This window comes from Microbacterium sp. CIAB417 (assembly GCF_022788845.1).
In genome coordinates this window covers 608,560-625,697 of the sequence record NZ_JAHZUT010000004.1, presented here as the reverse complement: position 1 = coordinate 625,697, position 17,138 = coordinate 608,560, and the positions used below count along the sequence as shown (strand labels likewise).

Annotated in this window: 17 protein-coding genes; 13 read left to right on the top strand and 4 right to left on the bottom strand. The window is 69.2% G+C overall.

Annotated features, from left to right (window positions below; all coding sequences use genetic code 11):
• Positions 1-38 precede the first annotated feature (38 nt).
• Positions 39-1,346, bottom strand: coding sequence for an ABC transporter substrate-binding protein (locus KYX17_RS20400; RefSeq protein ID WP_243229027.1), 1,308 nt, complete (start codon positions 1,344-1,346; stop codon positions 39-41).
• A gap of 178 nt (positions 1,347-1,524) precedes the next feature.
• On the opposite strand from KYX17_RS20400, the gene KYX17_RS20395 reads away from it, so the two are divergent.
• From KYX17_RS20395 to purQ, 3 genes are all read left to right on the top strand, one after another.
• Positions 1,525-2,055 (top strand): adenine phosphoribosyltransferase, encoded by a 531-nt coding sequence (locus tag KYX17_RS20395; protein WP_243229026.1) that lies wholly within the window; start codon positions 1,525-1,527, stop codon positions 2,053-2,055.
• A gap of 72 nt (positions 2,056-2,127) precedes the next feature.
• Complete coding sequence (gene purS, locus KYX17_RS20390; protein ID WP_243229024.1) at positions 2,128-2,376, top strand: phosphoribosylformylglycinamidine synthase subunit PurS; 249 nt, start codon at positions 2,128-2,130, stop codon at positions 2,374-2,376.
• Positions 2,373-3,080, top strand: a complete 708-nt coding sequence (purQ, locus tag KYX17_RS20385; RefSeq protein WP_243229022.1) for a phosphoribosylformylglycinamidine synthase subunit PurQ — start codon at positions 2,373-2,375, stop codon at positions 3,078-3,080. The genes purS and purQ overlap by 4 nt, the downstream gene beginning before the upstream one ends.
• A gap of 169 nt (positions 3,081-3,249) precedes the next feature.
• On the opposite strand, the gene KYX17_RS20380 is transcribed toward purQ, so the two are convergent.
• Entirely contained in the window at positions 3,250-3,678 is a 429-nt protein-coding gene (locus tag KYX17_RS20380) for a DUF1761 domain-containing protein (RefSeq protein ID WP_243229020.1), read from the bottom strand.
• 74 nt (positions 3,679-3,752) lie between these two features.
• Between KYX17_RS20380 and KYX17_RS20375 the strand changes: the two genes are divergently transcribed.
• The 10 genes from KYX17_RS20375 to nhaA all read left to right on the top strand — a co-directional run bounded on the left by KYX17_RS20375 (position 3,753) and on the right by nhaA (position 15,190).
• Positions 3,753-4,685 carry a 2-hydroxyacid dehydrogenase gene (locus KYX17_RS20375; RefSeq protein ID WP_243229019.1) on the top strand — a complete coding sequence of 311 codons (933 nt, stop codon included), beginning with the start codon at positions 3,753-3,755 and terminating at the stop codon, positions 4,683-4,685.
• A gap of 67 nt (positions 4,686-4,752) precedes the next feature.
• Positions 4,753-6,414, top strand: coding sequence for a glycoside hydrolase family 13 protein (locus KYX17_RS20370; protein WP_243229017.1), 1,662 nt, complete (start codon positions 4,753-4,755; stop codon positions 6,412-6,414).
• A gap of 102 nt (positions 6,415-6,516) precedes the next feature.
• Complete coding sequence (locus KYX17_RS20365; protein ID WP_243229014.1) at positions 6,517-7,521, top strand: LacI family DNA-binding transcriptional regulator; 1,005 nt, start codon at positions 6,517-6,519, stop codon at positions 7,519-7,521.
• A gap of 68 nt (positions 7,522-7,589) precedes the next feature.
• Positions 7,590-9,056, top strand: coding sequence for a sodium:alanine symporter family protein (locus KYX17_RS20360; RefSeq protein ID WP_243229012.1), 1,467 nt, complete (start codon positions 7,590-7,592; stop codon positions 9,054-9,056).
• Between the two features lie 141 nt (positions 9,057-9,197).
• A complete protein-coding gene (gene arsB / locus KYX17_RS20355; protein ID WP_243229220.1) occupies positions 9,198-10,205 on the top strand; it encodes an ACR3 family arsenite efflux transporter in 1,008 nt (335 codons plus the stop codon).
• On the top strand, positions 10,202-11,188 hold the full coding sequence (locus tag KYX17_RS20350) for a metalloregulator ArsR/SmtB family transcription factor (RefSeq protein WP_243229010.1): 987 nt from the start codon (positions 10,202-10,204) through the stop codon (positions 11,186-11,188). Before arsB ends, KYX17_RS20350 begins: the two co-directional genes overlap by 4 nt.
• A 24-nt stretch (positions 11,189-11,212) precedes the next feature.
• Entirely contained in the window at positions 11,213-11,620 is a 408-nt protein-coding gene (locus tag KYX17_RS20345; RefSeq protein ID WP_243229008.1) for an arsenate reductase ArsC, read from the top strand.
• A 117-nt stretch (positions 11,621-11,737) separates the two neighbouring features.
• Positions 11,738-13,102 (top strand): TrkH family potassium uptake protein, encoded by a 1,365-nt coding sequence (locus KYX17_RS20340; protein ID WP_243229006.1) that lies wholly within the window; start codon positions 11,738-11,740, stop codon positions 13,100-13,102.
• Positions 13,103-13,123: 21 nt separating this feature from the next.
• On the top strand, positions 13,124-13,822 hold the full coding sequence (locus KYX17_RS20335; protein ID WP_243229004.1) for a TrkA family potassium uptake protein: 699 nt from the start codon (positions 13,124-13,126) through the stop codon (positions 13,820-13,822).
• Between the two features lie 81 nt (positions 13,823-13,903).
• On the top strand, positions 13,904-15,190 hold the full coding sequence (gene nhaA / locus KYX17_RS20330; RefSeq protein ID WP_243229002.1) for a Na+/H+ antiporter NhaA: 1,287 nt from the start codon (positions 13,904-13,906) through the stop codon (positions 15,188-15,190).
• Positions 15,191-15,206: 16 nt separating this feature from the next.
• Here the strand turns inward: nhaA and KYX17_RS20325 are convergent, their stop codons facing one another.
• Both KYX17_RS20325 and KYX17_RS20320 read right to left on the bottom strand, forming a co-directional pair.
• Positions 15,207-16,739, bottom strand: coding sequence for a multicopper oxidase family protein (locus tag KYX17_RS20325; protein ID WP_243229000.1), 1,533 nt, complete (start codon positions 16,737-16,739; stop codon positions 15,207-15,209).
• A complete protein-coding gene (locus KYX17_RS20320; protein ID WP_243228997.1) occupies positions 16,736-17,119 on the bottom strand; it encodes a hypothetical protein in 384 nt (127 codons plus the stop codon). Before KYX17_RS20320 ends, KYX17_RS20325 begins: the two co-directional genes overlap by 4 nt.
• Positions 17,120-17,138 lie beyond the last annotated feature (19 nt).

The window sequence follows — 17,138 nt, the reverse complement described above, 5'->3', positions numbered from 1 at the left end:
AGGCGGCAGGGACTGCGACCGGAAGGAACGACTGAGGGTCAGCCGACCAGTTCGTTCAGCAGGGACAGGGCCTGATCCCACGCGCCCTGGGTGTCGGTCTCACCGCGGTCGAGCGAGCTCAGCGCCGGGCCGAACACGTTCTCCTGGATGACCGAGTCATCCGGTCCCTTGAACTGGGCGACGACGCCCTTCGCGCGCTCGGCGAGGATCGCCCCGGTGGGGGCGTCGTTGAACAGCTCGTTCGGGGTGGCCTCGGCGGCGAGGGTCTCCTGCGCCTCGACGGTCGAGGGGAAGTTGCCCGCGGCGGCGGACTGCTTCACCTGCTGCTCGGGCTGGGTCAGCCAGTCGGCGAGGGCCGCGGCCTCCTCCTTGTGCTCCGACGTCTCCGGGATCGACAGCCAGGCGCCGCCCCAGTTGGCCGCACCGCCGGGGAAGACGTCGGCGAAGTCCCAGCCGGTGGAGGCGTCTCCGCCGCCGGCTTCGAGCTGACCGGCGATCGTGCCCAGCATCCAGCCGGGGCAGACGAACGTCGCGAAGGTGCCGTCGACGAACGACTTGCCGCCGTTCCAGTCCCAGGCCGTCTGCGCGGCGGACTGGCCGCCCTCGGTCGCCGCGCCCAGCAGCTCGAACCGCTCCTTGAGCAGGTCGTTGCCCTCGACGTTCAGCTCGCCGTCCGCGGTGTAATAGCCCTCGTCGAGCTGGTTGACCATGGAGTTCCAGACGAAACCGGAGTGGTCGTACCAGGCCTTGCCGGTCTTGTCGGTGTACTCCTGGCCGACGGCGAAGTAGTTCTCCCAGTCGCCGTTCAGCAGTTCGGCGACGGACTCGCGGTCGCTCGGAAGACCGGCGGCCTCGAACGCGGGGCCGTTGTAGCAGATGCCGGTGGGCCCGACGTCGGTGCCGTAGCCGATCACACGGCCCTCGGCATCCGTGGCCTGGGCGTACTTCCAGTCCAGCCAGTCGTCCTTGCGGTCCTCGATGCCGTGGTCGCGCAGGTCGACGAACGTGTCCGAGACCTCCATGATCGCGCCGAGCCAGCCCTCCTCGATCGCGACGATGTCGCTGAGGCCGGAGCCGGCGGCGATCTTGGTGAATGCGTCCGTGCGAGCGTTGCCACCGGTGTCGATGTTGTTCGCCTCGATCGTGATGTTCGGGTGCAGGTCTTCGTACTCGTCGTACAGGTCCTCGTAGCCGAACGTGCCGAACGTGGTGATCGTCAGCGTGATCTCCTCGTCCGAGCTCCCCTCGGCGGCGTCGCCGGAGCCGGTGCAGCCGGCGAGGGCGAGAGCCGAGACGGAGGCCAGGGATGCCGTCACCAGCATCCGGCGTCGTGCGCGTGTGTTCACGGGTCACTCCTTTGTGCGGAATCTGTTGCAGTGGGTCGTGCGTGTGTGATGCGGTCGTGCTTCGGGCAGTCGTGGGAGCGCTCCCACGAGCTGAGCAGTCACTCTATGGGAGCGCTCCCACGTGTGTCAAGCACATCGCCCTCTCGGATGGCTCAGCGAGGCGGAGTACCCTTGGCCGGTGCCCTCCACCCCGCTGTCGCCCGCACTCGTCCGTGCCGAATCCCTGATCCGCAGCATCCCGGACTACCCGGAACCCGGCGTCGTCTTCCGCGACATCACGCCGCTGCTGGCGGATGCCGAGGCGTTGCGCGTCACGACCGAGGCGATCCTCGAGCCCTTCGCCGGGCAGTTCGACGTCGTCGCCGGAATCGAGGCGCGCGGGTTCATCCTCGCCGGCGCCGCCGCGATCGCCGCCGGCACCGGACTGATCCCGATCCGCAAGGCGGGCAAGCTGCCCCGCCCCGCGGCATCCGTCGACTACGCCCTCGAGTACGGGACCGCGACGATCGAGATGCACGACGACCTGCCGACCGGGTCCCGCGTGCTGCTGATCGACGACGTGCTCGCCACGGGCGGCACGCTCGCCGCCGGACGCCAGCTCGTGGAGCGGCTCGGCAGCCGCGTCGCCGGCATCTCGGTGCTGTTCGAGATCGACGGCCTGGGCGGCCGCGAGTTGATCGGCGACCTGCACACCGTCTTCCACTCCTGACCCTCGCGCGTCGCGGCATCGCGGGGCCAGTAGACTGGGCCTGCCCGCCTTCCCGCGACTTTTGGAGCCCGAATGCCCACCATCGTCGTCGACGTCATGCCCAAGTCCGAACTGCTCGACCCGCAGGGGAAGGCCGTCTCCGGGGCGTTCGCGCGCATCGGCGTCGAGGGCTTCAGCGACGTCCGCATCGGCAAGCGCTTCGAGCTCACGGTCGAGGGCGAGGTCACCGACGAGCTGCTCGCCGAGGCGAAGCGCGTGGCGGACGAGGTCCTCTCGAACTCCGTGATCGAGGACGTCGTCGGCATCGAGGTCGTCGAATGAGCATCCGGATCGGGGTGGTGACGTTCCCCGGTTCGCTGGATGACCGCGACGCGCAGCGCGCTGTCCGCCTCGCCGGCGCCGAGCCGGTCGCCCTGTGGCACGGCTCCCACGACCTCGAAGGCGTGGACGCGCTCGTCCTTCCCGGCGGGTTCAGCTACGGCGACTACCTGCGTGCCGGCGCGATCGCCGCGCTCTCGCCGATCATGACGGAGGTCAGGGATGCCGCGGCGAAGGGGCTTCCCGTGCTCGGGATCTGCAACGGATTCCAGATGCTCGTCGAGTCGCACCTGCTGCCGGGCGGGTTGATCCGCAACGACCACCAGCATTTCGTGCGCCGCGACCAGAAGCTGACCGTGGAGAACGCCGACACCGCCTGGACCAACGCGTTCCGCACCGGCCAGGAGATCGTCATCCCGCTGAAGAACGGCGACGGCGGCTACATCGCCTCGGAGGAGACGCTCGACCGTCTGGAGGGCGAAGGCCTCGTCGCGTTCCGCTATGCCGGCGTCAACCCCAACGGGTCGCTGCGCGACATCGCGGGCGTGACGAACGAGGCGGGCAACGTGGTGGGCCTCATGCCGCACCCCGAGCACGCCACCGAGCCGGGCTTCGGCCCCGACACCGTCGCCGCCATGCGCAGCGGCGTGGACGGTCTGGACTTCTTCACGAGCGCGATCGCTGCGGTCGCCCGCGTCGCCGCGTAGGGAACCCCGACCGTTCGTCGAACCAGGACGGCAGAGCTCACCCCTCGTTCGTTGAGCGAGGACGGCGGAGCCGACCGAGACGAAACGCGGTGGAAGCCGATCAGCAGTAGCCGCGTTTCGGCTCGCTTCGCTCGCTCAACGAGCGAGATGGGCGCGAGCGAAAGGAACGTCAGCCGAGCGGCGGCGGCCACACCCCGATGATGAGCGCCATGACGGCGACGGTGACGAGCTCGTGCGCGATGTTCAGCGTCGTGAGCTGAGTCGGTCTCCCCTCGAACGCATCGTGCGTGATGAATCGCGCACCCGTGAATCCGCCCCAGAGCAGGATCGCGGTGACGAAGGTGGCGGCGAAGAACGACCCCTCGTAGAAGTGCCAGGCGATCGCCGAGGCTCCGGCGAGCACCCACGCCGTGCCGAAGCTCACCAGTACGGTCGCCACCATCGGCCACAGCGGACCCCGTGAGGGATTGTCCAGATCCACGTGCGCGAGCTTCGCCCAGCGCCGGCCGAAGACGCCCGGCGCGTACCAGACGGCGCCGACGACCATGCTCGACACCGTCGCCAGCAGCACGGCCCAGTAGTTGATCTCGGGAATCATCGGACGTCCTCTCGTCGGGAGACAATCCGAACGCTACTCCGCGCCCGGCGCGCACGCGAGGATAGGCTCGAGGGGTGAGCCTCGTCGTCACCGTCCCCACCGATCGCCTCGCCGCCGACATCGCCCCCGTCCCCGACGGTGTGGAGGTGCTGATCTGGGACATGCAGTCCCCCGCGCCCCGAGAGCGTCTCGACATCGTCGTCCCGCCGTACATGAATGCCGGCGAGGCGCTCGGCGCGCTCGAGGGCGTCGAGGTCGGGCTCGTGCAGGGGCAGATGATCGGTTACGAGAGCATCATCGACATCCTGCCCGAAGGCCAGCGCTTCGCGAACGCCGCCACGGTGCACGAGACCGCGACGGGCGAGCAGGCGCTCGCACTGACCCTCGCCGCGCAACGGCACATCCCGGAATTCGTGCGCTCGCAGGATCGCGGCGCCTGGGAGCGACTGTGGTCCCCCGGTCTCGCCGATCGCCGTGTGCTGCTGCTGGGCTTCGGCGGCGTCGGCCAGGCCATCGCCGAGCGGCTGGCCGGCTTCGAGGCCCGGCTGACCGTGGTGGCCCGGACGGCGCGCACCGTCGAGCACGATCGGCTGGGCACCGTGGAGGTGCACGCGATCGACGAGCTGCCGGCACTGCTTCCGGATGCCGAGATCGTCATCCTCGGCCTGCCGGACACCTCCGACACGCGTCACCTCATCGACGACGCGGCTCTGTCGGCCCTGCCCGACGGCGCCCTGGTCGTGAACGTCGGACGCGGCGTCCTCATCGACACGGACGCGCTCGTGGACCACGCGACCCGCGGCCGGATCCGGGCGGCGCTCGACGTCGTCGATCCGGAGCCGCTGCCCGCCGGGCATCCGCTCTGGACCGCCCCCGGCGTCCTGATCGCACCGCATGTCGGCGGGTCCTCCGACGCCATGCATCCGCGCATCGCGCGCGTCGTCCGCACGCAGATCGAGCGGCTGCTCGCCGGCGAGCCTCCGATCAACGTCGTCCTCAACGCCTGACGCCCTGTCCGCGCCGGTCCGACCGCGGCGCTCGCGGAACTGTAAGCGCTTGCAGTAGGCTCATCGCATGACTCAGCTCGAACAGTCCGCCGCCCCCGGTTCCGAGTGGTGGCGCAGCGCCGTCATCTATCAGATCTACCCGCGATCCTTTGCGGACGCGTCGGGCGACGGCATCGGCGACCTCCCCGGCATCACGAGCCGCCTCGATTCCCTCCAGCAGCTCGGCATCGATGCGATCTGGCTGAGCCCCTTCATGACCAGCCCGCAGAAGGATGCCGGTTACGACGTCGCCGACTACCGCGACGTCGACCCGATCTTCGGCACGCTCGCCGACTTCGACACGATGCTCGCCGAGGCGCACGCCCGCGGCATCCGGGTCATCGTCGACCTCGTCCCGAACCACTCCTCCGATCAGCACGCCTGGTTCCAGGCCGCGCTGAAGGCCGGCCCCGGCAGCCCGGAGCGCGCACGGTACGTGTTCCGCGACGGCCGCGGCGAGAACGGCGAACTGCCCCCGAACAACTGGGAGAGCGTGTTCGGCGGCGGCATGTGGGAACGCATCACCGAGGCCGACGGCACGCCGGGCCAGTGGTACCTGCACATCTTCGACCCAACCCAGCCCGACTTCGACTGGACCAACGAGGAGGTCAAGGAGGAGTTCCGCTCCATCCTGCGCTTCTGGCTCGACCGGGGCGTGGACGGCTTCCGCGTCGACGTCGCGCACGGCATGGCCAAGCAGGCGGGTCTGCCGGACTACGCCCCCGTCCCCGACGCCGACTCGATGGGCGGCGGCGAGGAGAACGTCCCGTACTGGGGCCAGGACGAGGTGCACGACATCTACCGCGACTGGCATCAGGTGCTCGCCGAGTACGACGGCGACCGCGCGCTGTGCGGTGAGGCGTGGCTGCCGACGCTGAAGAAGACCGCGCTCTGGGTGCGTCCGGACGAGATGCACCAGACGTTCAACTTCCCGTACCTCATGACCCCGTGGGACGCGAAGGAGCTCGGCGCCGTCATCCGCGAATCGCTCGAGGAGTTCGGCAAGGTCGGCGCTCCCAGCACCTGGGTGCTCTCGAACCACGACGTCGTCCGCCACGCGACCCGACTGGCGTTCACCGACGAAAACCCGCAGGGCGAGGGCATCGGCCCGCTCACGCCGAACAAGCCGGACACGGCCGTCGGCCTCGCCCGCGGACGCGCGGCCACCACGGTCATGCTGGCGCTCCCCGGCTCGTCGTACCTGTACCAGGGCGAGGAGCTCGGCCTCCCCGAGGCGATGGAGATCCCGGACGAGTTCCGTCAGGACCCCACCTGGTTCCGCACCGAGGGCAAGCGCTACGGCCGGGACGGGTGCCGCGTGCCGCTGCCCTGGGAGGCCGACGCCCCCGCGTTCGGCTTCAACGACACCGGCGCCTCGTGGCTGCCGCAGCCGACGGAATGGGGCGCGTACGCGCGGGCCACGGAGGAGAACGACCCGACCTCGACGCTCTCCCTGTACAAGCAGTTGCTGCGTCTGCGTCGCGAGCACGAGCTCGGCTCCGGGACGCTGGTCTGGGAGGACCTGGACCCGGATGCCGTGGCCTTCCGTCGCGGGGACCTGCATGTCGCGGTGAACCTCGGCACGGAGTCGATCGAGCTGCCGGCCGGCGCGACCTTCGTCGTGCAGAGCCGACCGTTCGAGGGCGCGGCACTGCCCGTCGACACCGCCGTCTGGTACACCCTGTCCTGAGCTCCCTCCCCGCGAGACTTGGTTTGCGGAGTGAGACCGACCCACCCTGGCCAAGCCTCACCCCGCAAACCAAGTCTCGCGATCCCGAATGAAAGAACCACGATGACGAGCATCGACGAGGTGGCGAAGCTGGCGGGGGTCTCCACCGCCACGGTCTCGCGTGCGCTCAGCGGGCGGGGGCATGTCTCGGCCGCGTCCCGGGAGCGCGTGCTGACCGCCGCGAACGCGCTGGGTTACGTCGTCTCCTCTCGTGCGTCCTCCCTCGCCTCCGGACGCACGCGCAACGTGGGCGTGGTCGTGCCGTTCCTGGACCGGTGGTTCTTCAGCACCGTGCTGTCCGGTGTCTCCAGCGCCCTCATGCGCCAGGGCTACGACATCACGCTGTACAACATCACGGCCGACCGCGACGTGCGCCGCGAGGTGTTCACCACCGCTCTGCGACGTCAGCGCGTCGACGCCATCATCGCGGTCTCCATCGAGCTCGATGAGGACGAGACCAGCCAGCTGCTGAGCCTGGGCCTGCCCGTGATCGCGATCGGCGGCCCGAACCCGCGGCTGGACACCCTCACGGTCGACGATGTCGCCGTCGCCCAGCTCGCCACCGAGCATCTGCTGAGCCTCGGGCACCGCGACATCGCGCACATCGGAGCGAACCCGGAGTTCGACCTCGACTTCCACATCCCGACCCAGCGGCGTCAGGGGTTCGAGAAGGCGCTGGCGGATGCGGGCATCCCGCTCAACCCCGCCTTCCTGGAGCCCGCCGACTTCACGGTCGAGGGCGGCTATCGGGCGGCCAAGCAGCTGCTCGGCCGCCCCGGCCCGCGCCCGACCGCGGTGTTCGCCGCATCCGATGAGATGGCGATCGGGGCGATCCTCGCCGCGCGCGACCTCGGCTTCCGTGTCCCGGAGGACCTTTCGATCGTGGGCATCGACGGGCACGAGCTCGGCGAGTTCTTCCGCCTGACGACCGTGGACCAGTTCCCCATCGGCCAGGGCGAGCGCGCCGCCGACACGGTGCTGGCACGGCTCGAGGATGCCGAGCCCGCCGCCTCCCACGGCGCGCTGCCGTACGAGCTCATCGTCCGGGGCACGACCTCCCGGATCTGAACGCGGGCGCCGGTGCGATCTCGCGCGGCCTCTGGCCGTCGGATGCCGCGGACCGACATACTGGGCCGATGGACGCGCTCAACGACTTCGTGCTCTCCGCCGGCGACACCCTGTGGACCTGGATCGTCTTCCCCGTGCTCGCCGTGCTCGGGGTGTACTTCACGCTGCGTTCCGGCGTGGTGCAGTTCCGGCTGATCCCCGAGATGTTCCGAACGCTCACCAACCGCACCCCACGGGACGCATCCGGCGAACCCCAGTCCGTCTCGGCGTTCCAGGCGTTCACGATATCGGCGGCCTCGCGCGTCGGTGTCGGAAACATCGCCGGCGTCGGCACCGCGATCGCGATCGGCGGTCCCGGTGCGGTGTTCTGGATGTGGACGATGGCGTTCATCGGCGGTGCCTCCAGCTTCATCGAGTCGACCCTCGGACAGACCTACAAGGTCCGCGACAAGGACGGCTTCCGCGGCGGACCGGCGTATTACATGCAGCACGGTCTGAAGGCCCGCTGGATGGGGATCCTGTTCGCGGTCGTGCTGATCCTGTGCTTCCCGCTGTCGTTCAACTCGCTCCAGGCGAACACGATCAGCGCCACGCTCTCCGGCAGCTTCGGCGGCGAGGTCGGCTGGATCCCGTGGGTGGTGGGCGCGGTTCTCGCCGTCCTCACGTCCCTCGTGGTCTTCGGCGGGGTCCGCCGGATCGCCTCGGTGTCCCAGGCGGTGGTCCCCCTGATGGCTCTGCTGTACCTGATCCTGGGCCTGGTGATCGTCGGCATCCACATCGACCGGCTGCCCGAGGTGTTCGCGTCCATCTACACCCAGGCCTGGGGCACGCAGGAGGTAGCCGGCGGAACGATCGGCGCCATCATCATGGTGGGCGCGAAGCGCGGCATGTTCTCGAACGAGGCGGGTCTGGGCTCCGCGCCGAACGCAGGCGCGACCGCTGCCGTCACGCACCCGGTCAAGCAGGGGCTGGTCCAGACGCTCGGGGTCTACTTCGACACGTTCCTCGTGTGCTCCATCACCGCCTTCATCGTGCTCGTCTCGACCCCGGACCTCATGAACGCCGAGCGGGGCATCGTGCTCACCCAGAACGCTCTCGTGAGCGCGCTCGGCCCCTGGTCGAACGTCCTGCTGAGCGTGATCGTGTTCCTGCTGGCGTTCAGCTCGATCCTCGGCAACTACTACTACGGCGAGGCGAACATCGAGTTCCTGAACACCAAACCGGTCGTCTTGACCACGTTCCGCGTCGTCGTCGTCGCGGTGGTCTTCCTCGGATCGATCGCCTCGGCCGACCTCATCTGGAACACGGCGGACGGGATCATGGGGATCATGGCGCTGATCAATCTCATCGCCATCGCGCTCCTGTCGGGCGTCGCGTTCAAGCTGCTGAAGGACTATTCGCAACAGCGCCGCGAAGGCCTGGATCCTGTGTTCACGAGGGCGAGGATGCCGGAGGTCACCGGCATCCAGTGCTGGGAGGACGAGCTGTCGGTGACCGGGCCGATCGATCTGCCCGCGAGATCACGCCGCAGCTGACGCCCCGCGCTTGCCTCCTATATTGATCTCTGTCAATATAGACGCGGATCAATACAGGAGGCGCCCGTGACCGTCACCGCACCCGCCGTCAGACGACTGCCCACGCTCGACCGCTTGCTGCCGCTCTGGATCGGACTCGCGATGGTCGCCGGCCTCCTGCTGGCGCGCTTCGTCCCAGGACTCCCCGGCCTGCTGGCGGCCTTCGAAGTCGGCGGGATCTCGATCCCGATCGCGATCGGGCTGCTCGTGATGATGTATCCGGTGCTCGCGAAGGTCCGCTACGACAGGGTCGCCGCCGTCACCGGAGACAAGAGGCTCCTCGTCTCCTCCCTGGTGCTGAACTGGCTGGTCGGTCCCGCGCTGATGTTCGCGCTCGCATGGACGTTCCTGCCCGACCTACCCGAGTACCGCACCGGGCTCATCATCGTCGGACTCGCCCGCTGCATCGCCATGGTCGTCATCTGGAACGACCTCGCGTGCGGCGACAGGGAGGCCGCCGCGGTGCTGGTCGCGATCAACTCCGTGTTTCAGGTCGTCGCGTTCTCGCTGCTGGGCTGGTTCTACCTCACCGTCCTCCCCGGCTGGCTCGGCCTGGACGCCCAGGGACTGCAGGTCTCGGTCTGGCAGATCGCCCTCAATGTGCTGATCTTCCTCGGCATCCCTCTGGTCGCCGGTTTCGCCTCGCGCTACCTCGGCGAGCGCCTCAAGGGCCGCGAATGGTACGAGGAGGCCTTCCTCCCCCGCGTCGGACCGTGGGCGCTGTACGGCCTGCTGTTCACCATCGTGCTGCTGTTCGCGCTGCAGGGCGATCAGATCGCGCAGCACCCCTGGGACGTCGCCCGCATCGCCGCGCCGTTGCTGGCGTACTTCGCGATCATGTGGGCAGCAGGTCTCTTCACGGGCAAGGCGCTCGGGCTCGGCTACGCCCGCTCCACGACGCTGGCGTTCACGGCCGCGGGCAACAACTTCGAGCTCGCGATCGCCGTCGCGATCGGAACATTCGGCGCGACATCGGGTGAGGCGCTGGCGGGCGTCGTCGGCCCGCTCATCGAGGTGCCCGTGCTCGTCGGGCTCGTCTACGTCTCGCTGTGGACGGCGAGGCGCTGGTTCCCCACCGATCCGCACACCGCAGAGAGGATGCCGTCGTGAACGTCGCGCTGATCGTCCAGGACACCTGCAGTCCCGTCGCCGCCCATGCCATCGGCGCGGATGCCGCGGCCTCCGTCGCATCCACGCTGAAGGCTCTGTCGGATCCGCTGCGACTGCGGATGCTGTCGGCCATCGCCTCCGACCCCCGCGGTGAGTCGTGCGTGTGCGATCTCGCCGAACTCGCCGAGGTATCGCAGCCGACCGTCTCGCATCATCTCAAGGTGCTCAAGGAGGTCGACGTCCTGACGTCGGAGCGCCGGGGCACCTGGGTCTGGTACCGGATCAACCCGGACCGCCGCGCTGCGGTCACCGCGCTTCTGGACTCGTTCGCTCCCGCGACCGTGGCACCCTGGAGCGACGTCCGCGACGATTCGGGCGGTCCCGACTTCGACGAGCGGATCACGCATCTTGCGGATGAGCTCTCCTCCGAGGTCCCCGACCTGGACCCGGACGTCGTCCTCACCATCGTGCGCGAGTCGTATACGTCGCTCGCCCGCACCGCCCGAGTGCACTCCGCGCTCGTGCCGCTGACCGAGCGCTTCGCTCGTCAGCGCCTGGCGGATCTCACCCGCGACCGCGAAGTGTCGGTGCCGCAGGTGCTGTTCGTCTGCGTCGCCAATGCCGGACGTTCGCAGCTCGCCGCAGCACTGGTGAACCAGATGGCGGGCGGAAGAGTGGTCGCGCGTTCCGCAGGGTCCAACCCCGCGGAGGTCATCCACCCCCACGTGCGCTCGATCCTCGAGAAGATCGAGGGCGATCGCGCCGCGGAGCGCTTCCCCAAGCCGCTCACCGACGATGCCGTCCGCGCCGCGGATGTCGTCATCACGATGGGATGCGGCGACGTCTGCCCGATCATCCCCGGCGTCCGCTACGACGACTGGGCCGTCGGGGACCCCGCGCTCGCCTCCGCCGACGGCGTCGCCGCCATCCGCGATGACATCGCGAACCGGGTGCGCGCACTCGTCGACGACCTCACCCACTGACCATCCCCTCGATCAGGAGAAACGATGACCGAAGCGACCGCCAAGCCGTCCGTCCTCTTCGTCTGCGTGCACAACGCCGGGCGCTCCCAGATGGCCGCAGGATTCCTGCGCGACTTCGCGGGCGATCGCGTCGAGGTGCACTCGGCCGGGTCCATCCCGGCCGAGCAGATCAACCCGGTCGCGATCGAGGCGATGGCGGAGCTCGGCATCGACATCACGGCCGAATCCCCCAAGATCCTCACGACCGAGGCCGTGCGGGACTCGGACGTCGTGATCACGATGGGATGCGGCGACGCGTGCCCGATCTTCCCCGGCAAGCGCTATGAGGACTGGGAGCTCGACGACCCGGCCGGTCAGGGCATCGAGGCCGTGCGCCCGATCAGGGACGAGATCCGCGCGCGCATCCGGGCGCTGGCGGCCGAGCTCGTGTGAGCCTCCGGCGGCGACGGGCGCGCGTATCGATGCCGTGGGGATTCCGTCAGGATCGTCCCGCATGGATTCCGTTAGGAACGCGATCTCCGCCTTCCCGCTCGCGTAGTGTGCCCTGTTGTGGCTCACACGGTCCCCCTTCCGCACACGCGTCGGACGAAGCGGCACCTGGCTCCGGCACAGGCGATCGCGACGGGTTTCGGCACGGTCATCGCGCTCGGCACCCTGCTGCTGATGCTGCCGATCTCCTCGGCGAAGGGCACCTGGACCGGCATCGTCGACGCGCTGTTCACCTCGACGTCCGCCGTGTGCGTGACCGGGCTCATCGTCGTGGACACGGCCGTGCACTGGAGCGGTTTCGGCAAGGTCGTGATCCTGCTGCTCATCCAGCTCGGCGGACTCGGCATCATGCTGTTCGCTGCACTGATCGGCCTGGCGCTGGCGCGCAAGCTTTCGGTGCGCTCACGCGTCATCACGGGCACCGAGACCAAGACGAGCAGCAGCGGAGACGTGAAACGCGTCGCCACCGGCATCCTGCTCACCACACTGACGATCGAGGCCGTCGTCGCCGTCCTGCTCTTCGTCCGATTCCTCACCGCCTATGGCTACGATCCCGGGAAGGCGGCGTGGCATGCCGTCTTCCATTCGGTGTCCTCGTTCAACAACGCCGGCTTCGCGCTGTACACCGACAGCCTGATGGGGTTCGTCTCCGACCCGTGGATCTGTCTGCCGATCTGCGCGGCGATCATCCTCGGGGGTCTCGGATTCCCGGTGCTCCGGCAGCTGCGCAAGGAGTTCCGACGCCCGCTGCACTGGACCATGAACACGCGCATCGTCCTGTCGGCGACGGCCGCGCTGCTCGTCCTCGGCACGGCATACGTCGTCGTCATCGAATGGGACAACCCCGGCACTCTCGGCGCGCTCGACCCCGCGTCCCGCATCCTGGCCGGCTTCTTCCACGCCGTGCAGGCGCGCACGGCCGGCTTCAACTCCGTCGACATCGCGCAGATGCACGACGAGACCTGGCTCGGCACCGACGTGCTCATGTTCATCGGCGGCGGCCCCGCCGGCACCGCAGGCGGGATCAAGGTCACCACGTTCGCCGTGCTGTTCTTCATCATGCTCACGGAGTTGCGCGGCGGAACGGCGGTGAACGTGTTCGGCAAACGGCTCTCGCGCGCCGTCCACCGCGAGGCGATCACCGTGGTCCTCGTCGCCCTCGGTGCGGTGATGGCCGGTGTCATCGCGATTCTGGCGATGACCGATCTCGACCTGGACCGCGTGCTGTTCGAGGCCGTCTCCGCGTTCGGCACGGTCGGCATGTCGACCGGGATCACGGCCGACCTGCCCGTCGCCGCGCAGCTGATCCTCGTCGCACTCATGTTCCTCGGCCGCCTGGGTCCCCTGACGCTCGGGTCCGCGCTGGCGCTGCGCGAGCGGACCACAGCATACGAACTCCCCAAGGAACGTCCCGCGATCGGCTGAGCGCGGATTCGAAAGGAAACCATGAGCAGATTCCTCTCCTTCGGACAGCAGGATGCCCGCAGGATCGCCGAGGCCGACTCGGTCGCCGTGATCGGGCTCGGCCGATTCGGCACCTCGCTCGCGCTCGAACTGATGGAGTCCGGCACCGACGTGCTGGGAATCGACGAGGACGAGGCGGTCGTGCAATCTCTCAACGGCGCACTCACCCAGGTCGTCCGCGCAGACGCCACGCGACTGGAGGTGCTCGAGCAGCTCGCGATCGGAGAGTTCGACCGCGTGGTGGTCTCGATCGGCAATGACATCACCGCCTCGATCCTCACGGCCTCCCTCCTGCTGCAGCTGGACGTGCCGGTGATCTGGGCCAAGGCGGTCGACGAGCGGCACGGTGCCGTTCTCGAGCAGCTCGGCGTGCACAAGGTCGTCTACCCGGAGAAGGACATGGGGCGTCGCGTCGCGCACCTCGTCCGCGGAGCCGCCGCGGACTACCTCGAGATCGACAAGGGGTACGCCGTGGTCAAGACGGTCGCACCGCACATCCTGCACGGGATCACCCTCACCGAGGGGGCCGTGCGCCACACGCACGGCGTGACGATCGCCGCGTATCGCACCGCGGGCGGCGAGTGGCGCAACGCTCAGGCCGACACCGTCCTCGCCGACGGCGACGTCGTCCTCGTGGTCGGCCCCACCCGGGAGGTGGAGCGCTTCGCTCAGCTCCGGTGAGCGCGACGGGCTCCGCTAGAATGGGAAGCGGAGAGTCGGGAAGCCTGGTCGACGGCCACGTCCTCGACCCGAAAGGCGCTCATGTCGCGCACTCCCGCTCGCATCCGCACCATCTTCCCCTTCGCCTCTCGAGCGGAATCGCGCCGCATCGGCGAGATCCTGCGCACCGAGACGGTCGGTGGTCTTCTGCTGGTGGCATTCGCCGCTGCAGCGCTCATCTGGGCGAACTCTCCGTGGGCGGAGACCTATTTCGCGATCCGCGACGTCGAGATCGGCTACGAGCCGTGGCATCTGAAGCTCTCGCTGGGCGCGTGGGCGGCCGACGGGCTGCTCGCGATCTTCTTCTTCCTCGTCGGCCTCGAGCTCAAGCGCGAGTTCGTCGCGGGCGACCTGCGTTCGCCCAGCACCGCGATCGTGCCGGTCGTGGCCGCCATCGGCGGGGTCGCGGTTCCCGCGCTGCTGTACGTGACGATCGTGGGCGCGACCTCCAGCGAGGCGCGGGGCTGGGCGATCCCCACGGCGACGGACATCGCCTTCGCCGTGGCGGTCCTCGCCCTGATCGGCTCGCATCTGCCGAGCGCGCTGCGGATCTTCCTGCTGACCCTCGCGGTGGTGGACGATCTCATCGCCATCGGGATCATCGCCCTGTTCTACACCAAGTCCATCGACCTCGTCCCGCTGCTGCTGTCGCTTCTCACGATCGCCGCGTACGGAACCGTCGCACAGCTGTCGCGCCGCATGTTCCATGCCAAGCCCGCAGCGGCCTGGCTGATCCTGCTCCCGATCGGGTTCGTCGCCTGGGCTCTCATGCACGCGTCCGGGATCCACGCGACGATCGCCGGCGTCCTGCTCGGGTTCACGATCCCCGTCCTGCACAAGAAGGCGGACCGGACGGACGATGCCGGTCCCGGTCTCGCCGAGATCTTCGAGCACCGCTTCCGCCCGCTGTCCGCCGGTTTCGCCGTGCCGGTGTTCGCGTTCTTCTCGGCCGGAGTCGCGATCGGCGGAGCGGACGGCTTCGCATCGGCGTTCACGGACCCGGTGCTGATCGCCGTCGTCGTCGGTCTCGTGGTGGGCAAGCCGCTCGGCATCACCGCAGCGACCTGGCTGATCACGCGGATCCGCCGCATCAACCTCGACCCGTCGCTGCGATGGATCGACATCGCCGGGGTCGGTGTGCTCGCCGGCATCGGATTCACGGTCTCGCTGCTCGTCCTGGAGCTCAGCTTCGGTGCGGGAAGCCCGCACTACGACCACGGCAAGGTCGCGGTGCTGACGGCGTCCGTCGTGGCCGCGCTCCTCGCCGCGGTCGTGCTCGGCCTGCGCAATCGTCGGTACCGGGCGGCCCAGGCTGCGGCCGAGGACTGAGCACCCGGCCGCCGCGTCAGTGAGCGTGCTCGCCGGGTGAGCCGGAGCCGCCCTGCGGGCCGTGCTCGTCGTGATCCCGTGCGCGCACCTGCTCCTCCTGACCGCGCTCGATCACGACGAACTGCCCTATCATGCCCTCGTCCTCGTGCAGCAGCATGTGGCAGTGGTACATGTACGGCATCTCGGGATCGGCGTAGTCGTCGAACCGCAGCAGCAGACGGTACACCGTGTTCGGCTGCAGGTAGATCGTGTCCTTGCGTCCGGCGAGCTCGTCGGGGGGTTCGCGCCCGTCGACGGACAGCACCCGGAACTGCACATCGTGGACGTGGAAGCTGTGCGGGATCGCCTGCGTGCTGCGGACCTCCCAGATCTCGGTGTCGCCCACGTAGGCCACCTCGTCGATGCGGGACATGTCCATCTCCTCGCCGTTGATGGATCGCGTGTTCAGCGTGAAGGAGCGGGTGACGGATGCCGCGGATTCGTGCAGCTCGTCCGACGCGGCGTCTCTCGCCGCCGGCCAGGACGGCTCCTCCGAGGGAGTGAGCTCATCGGCGGCACGGAACTCGAGGACGTCGAACTCGTCGTTGCCGCCCGAGGTCGCCGGCACCAGAACTCCGCCCAGGTCGGTCACGACCGACCGCAGGCGCACGGTCTCTCCCGGCTCGAAGGAGACGACGACCTCGGCCCGTTCCCCGGGCGCGAGCCGCAGGGCGTCCCGCTCGATCGGGGCGTCGAGCAGCCCGCCGTCGCTCGCCACCATCGTCAGGGGCCGATCGTCGAAGGCGAACGTGTACGTGCGCGCGGTCGACCCGTTCAACAGCCGCAGTCGGACCCGCTCGGTGGTGACATCGTGAAAGGCGCCGATCGTGCCGTTGACCATCACGGTGTCCCCGAGCATCCCGGGTTCCGCGCCGTCCTGCCGCAGCACCAGCTGACCGCGGTCGTCGAACTCCTTGTCCTGCACGATGAGCGGCAGGTCGTCGACACCGTACTCCCGGGGCAGATCGGCGGCGAGGCTCGCGTCGTCGTCGAGGAGGAACATGCCGGCGAGGCCGAGGTAGACATGCTTCTCGGTCTCCCCATGGGGATGCGGGTGGTACCAGAGCGTCGCCGCCGGCTGATCGATCGTCCAGGTCGGGCGCCAGGTCTCGCCCTGCTCGATCATCTGGTGCGGCCCGCCGTCCATGGCGGCCGGAAGATGCATGCCGTGCCAGTGCACGCTGGTCCGCTCCGGGAGGCGATTGTCGACCTCCACTGCGACGCGCTCACCGCGTTGCGCCCGCAGCGTCGGCCCGAGGAACGACCCGTCGAAGCCCCACGTCGTGGTCGGCTCGTCGACGCCGGCGAAGGATGTGGACGCCTCCTGCGCGGTGAGGTGGAAGGTCCGCACGCCGTCCTCGACGCTCGACGGCGCCAGCGGCGGGATCGCCAGCTCGGTCACGAACTCCTGGTCTGCGACGGTGGTCGTCGAGAACCCCGCACACCCGGCGAGCGCCGCGAGGGACGCGGCGGCCACCGCCAGCCCGGCCGTCGCACGGCGGATCCTCATGCCGCCGCCTTGCGGATCTGCTGGATTCCGAGGGCGACGAGCCCGGCGACGGTGCCCCAGAACATGTCGATGGCGAGCCCGGCGAACAGCGTCCAGATCGGACGGTCGAACCCGCCGAGGAGGACGGCGGCACCGAGGGCGATGACGCCGTGGATCAGGCCGGTGAGCGCGAGCACGAGCACGGGGCGAGGCACGCGTCCGAAGCCGACCACGCCGATCCAGGTCGCGGCGATCACCGCGATGATCGTGAGAGCGCGCGGCGCCCCCTGAGGGATGCCGACCAACTCGGCCAGCGGCCACAGCAGCGAGAGCGACGCGAGCCCGATGATGAGCAGCCAGGGCAGGCCTGGGCGGGAGGTGTCTGATGTGTTCTCTGTCATGCCTCCAGCCTCGGCGGGG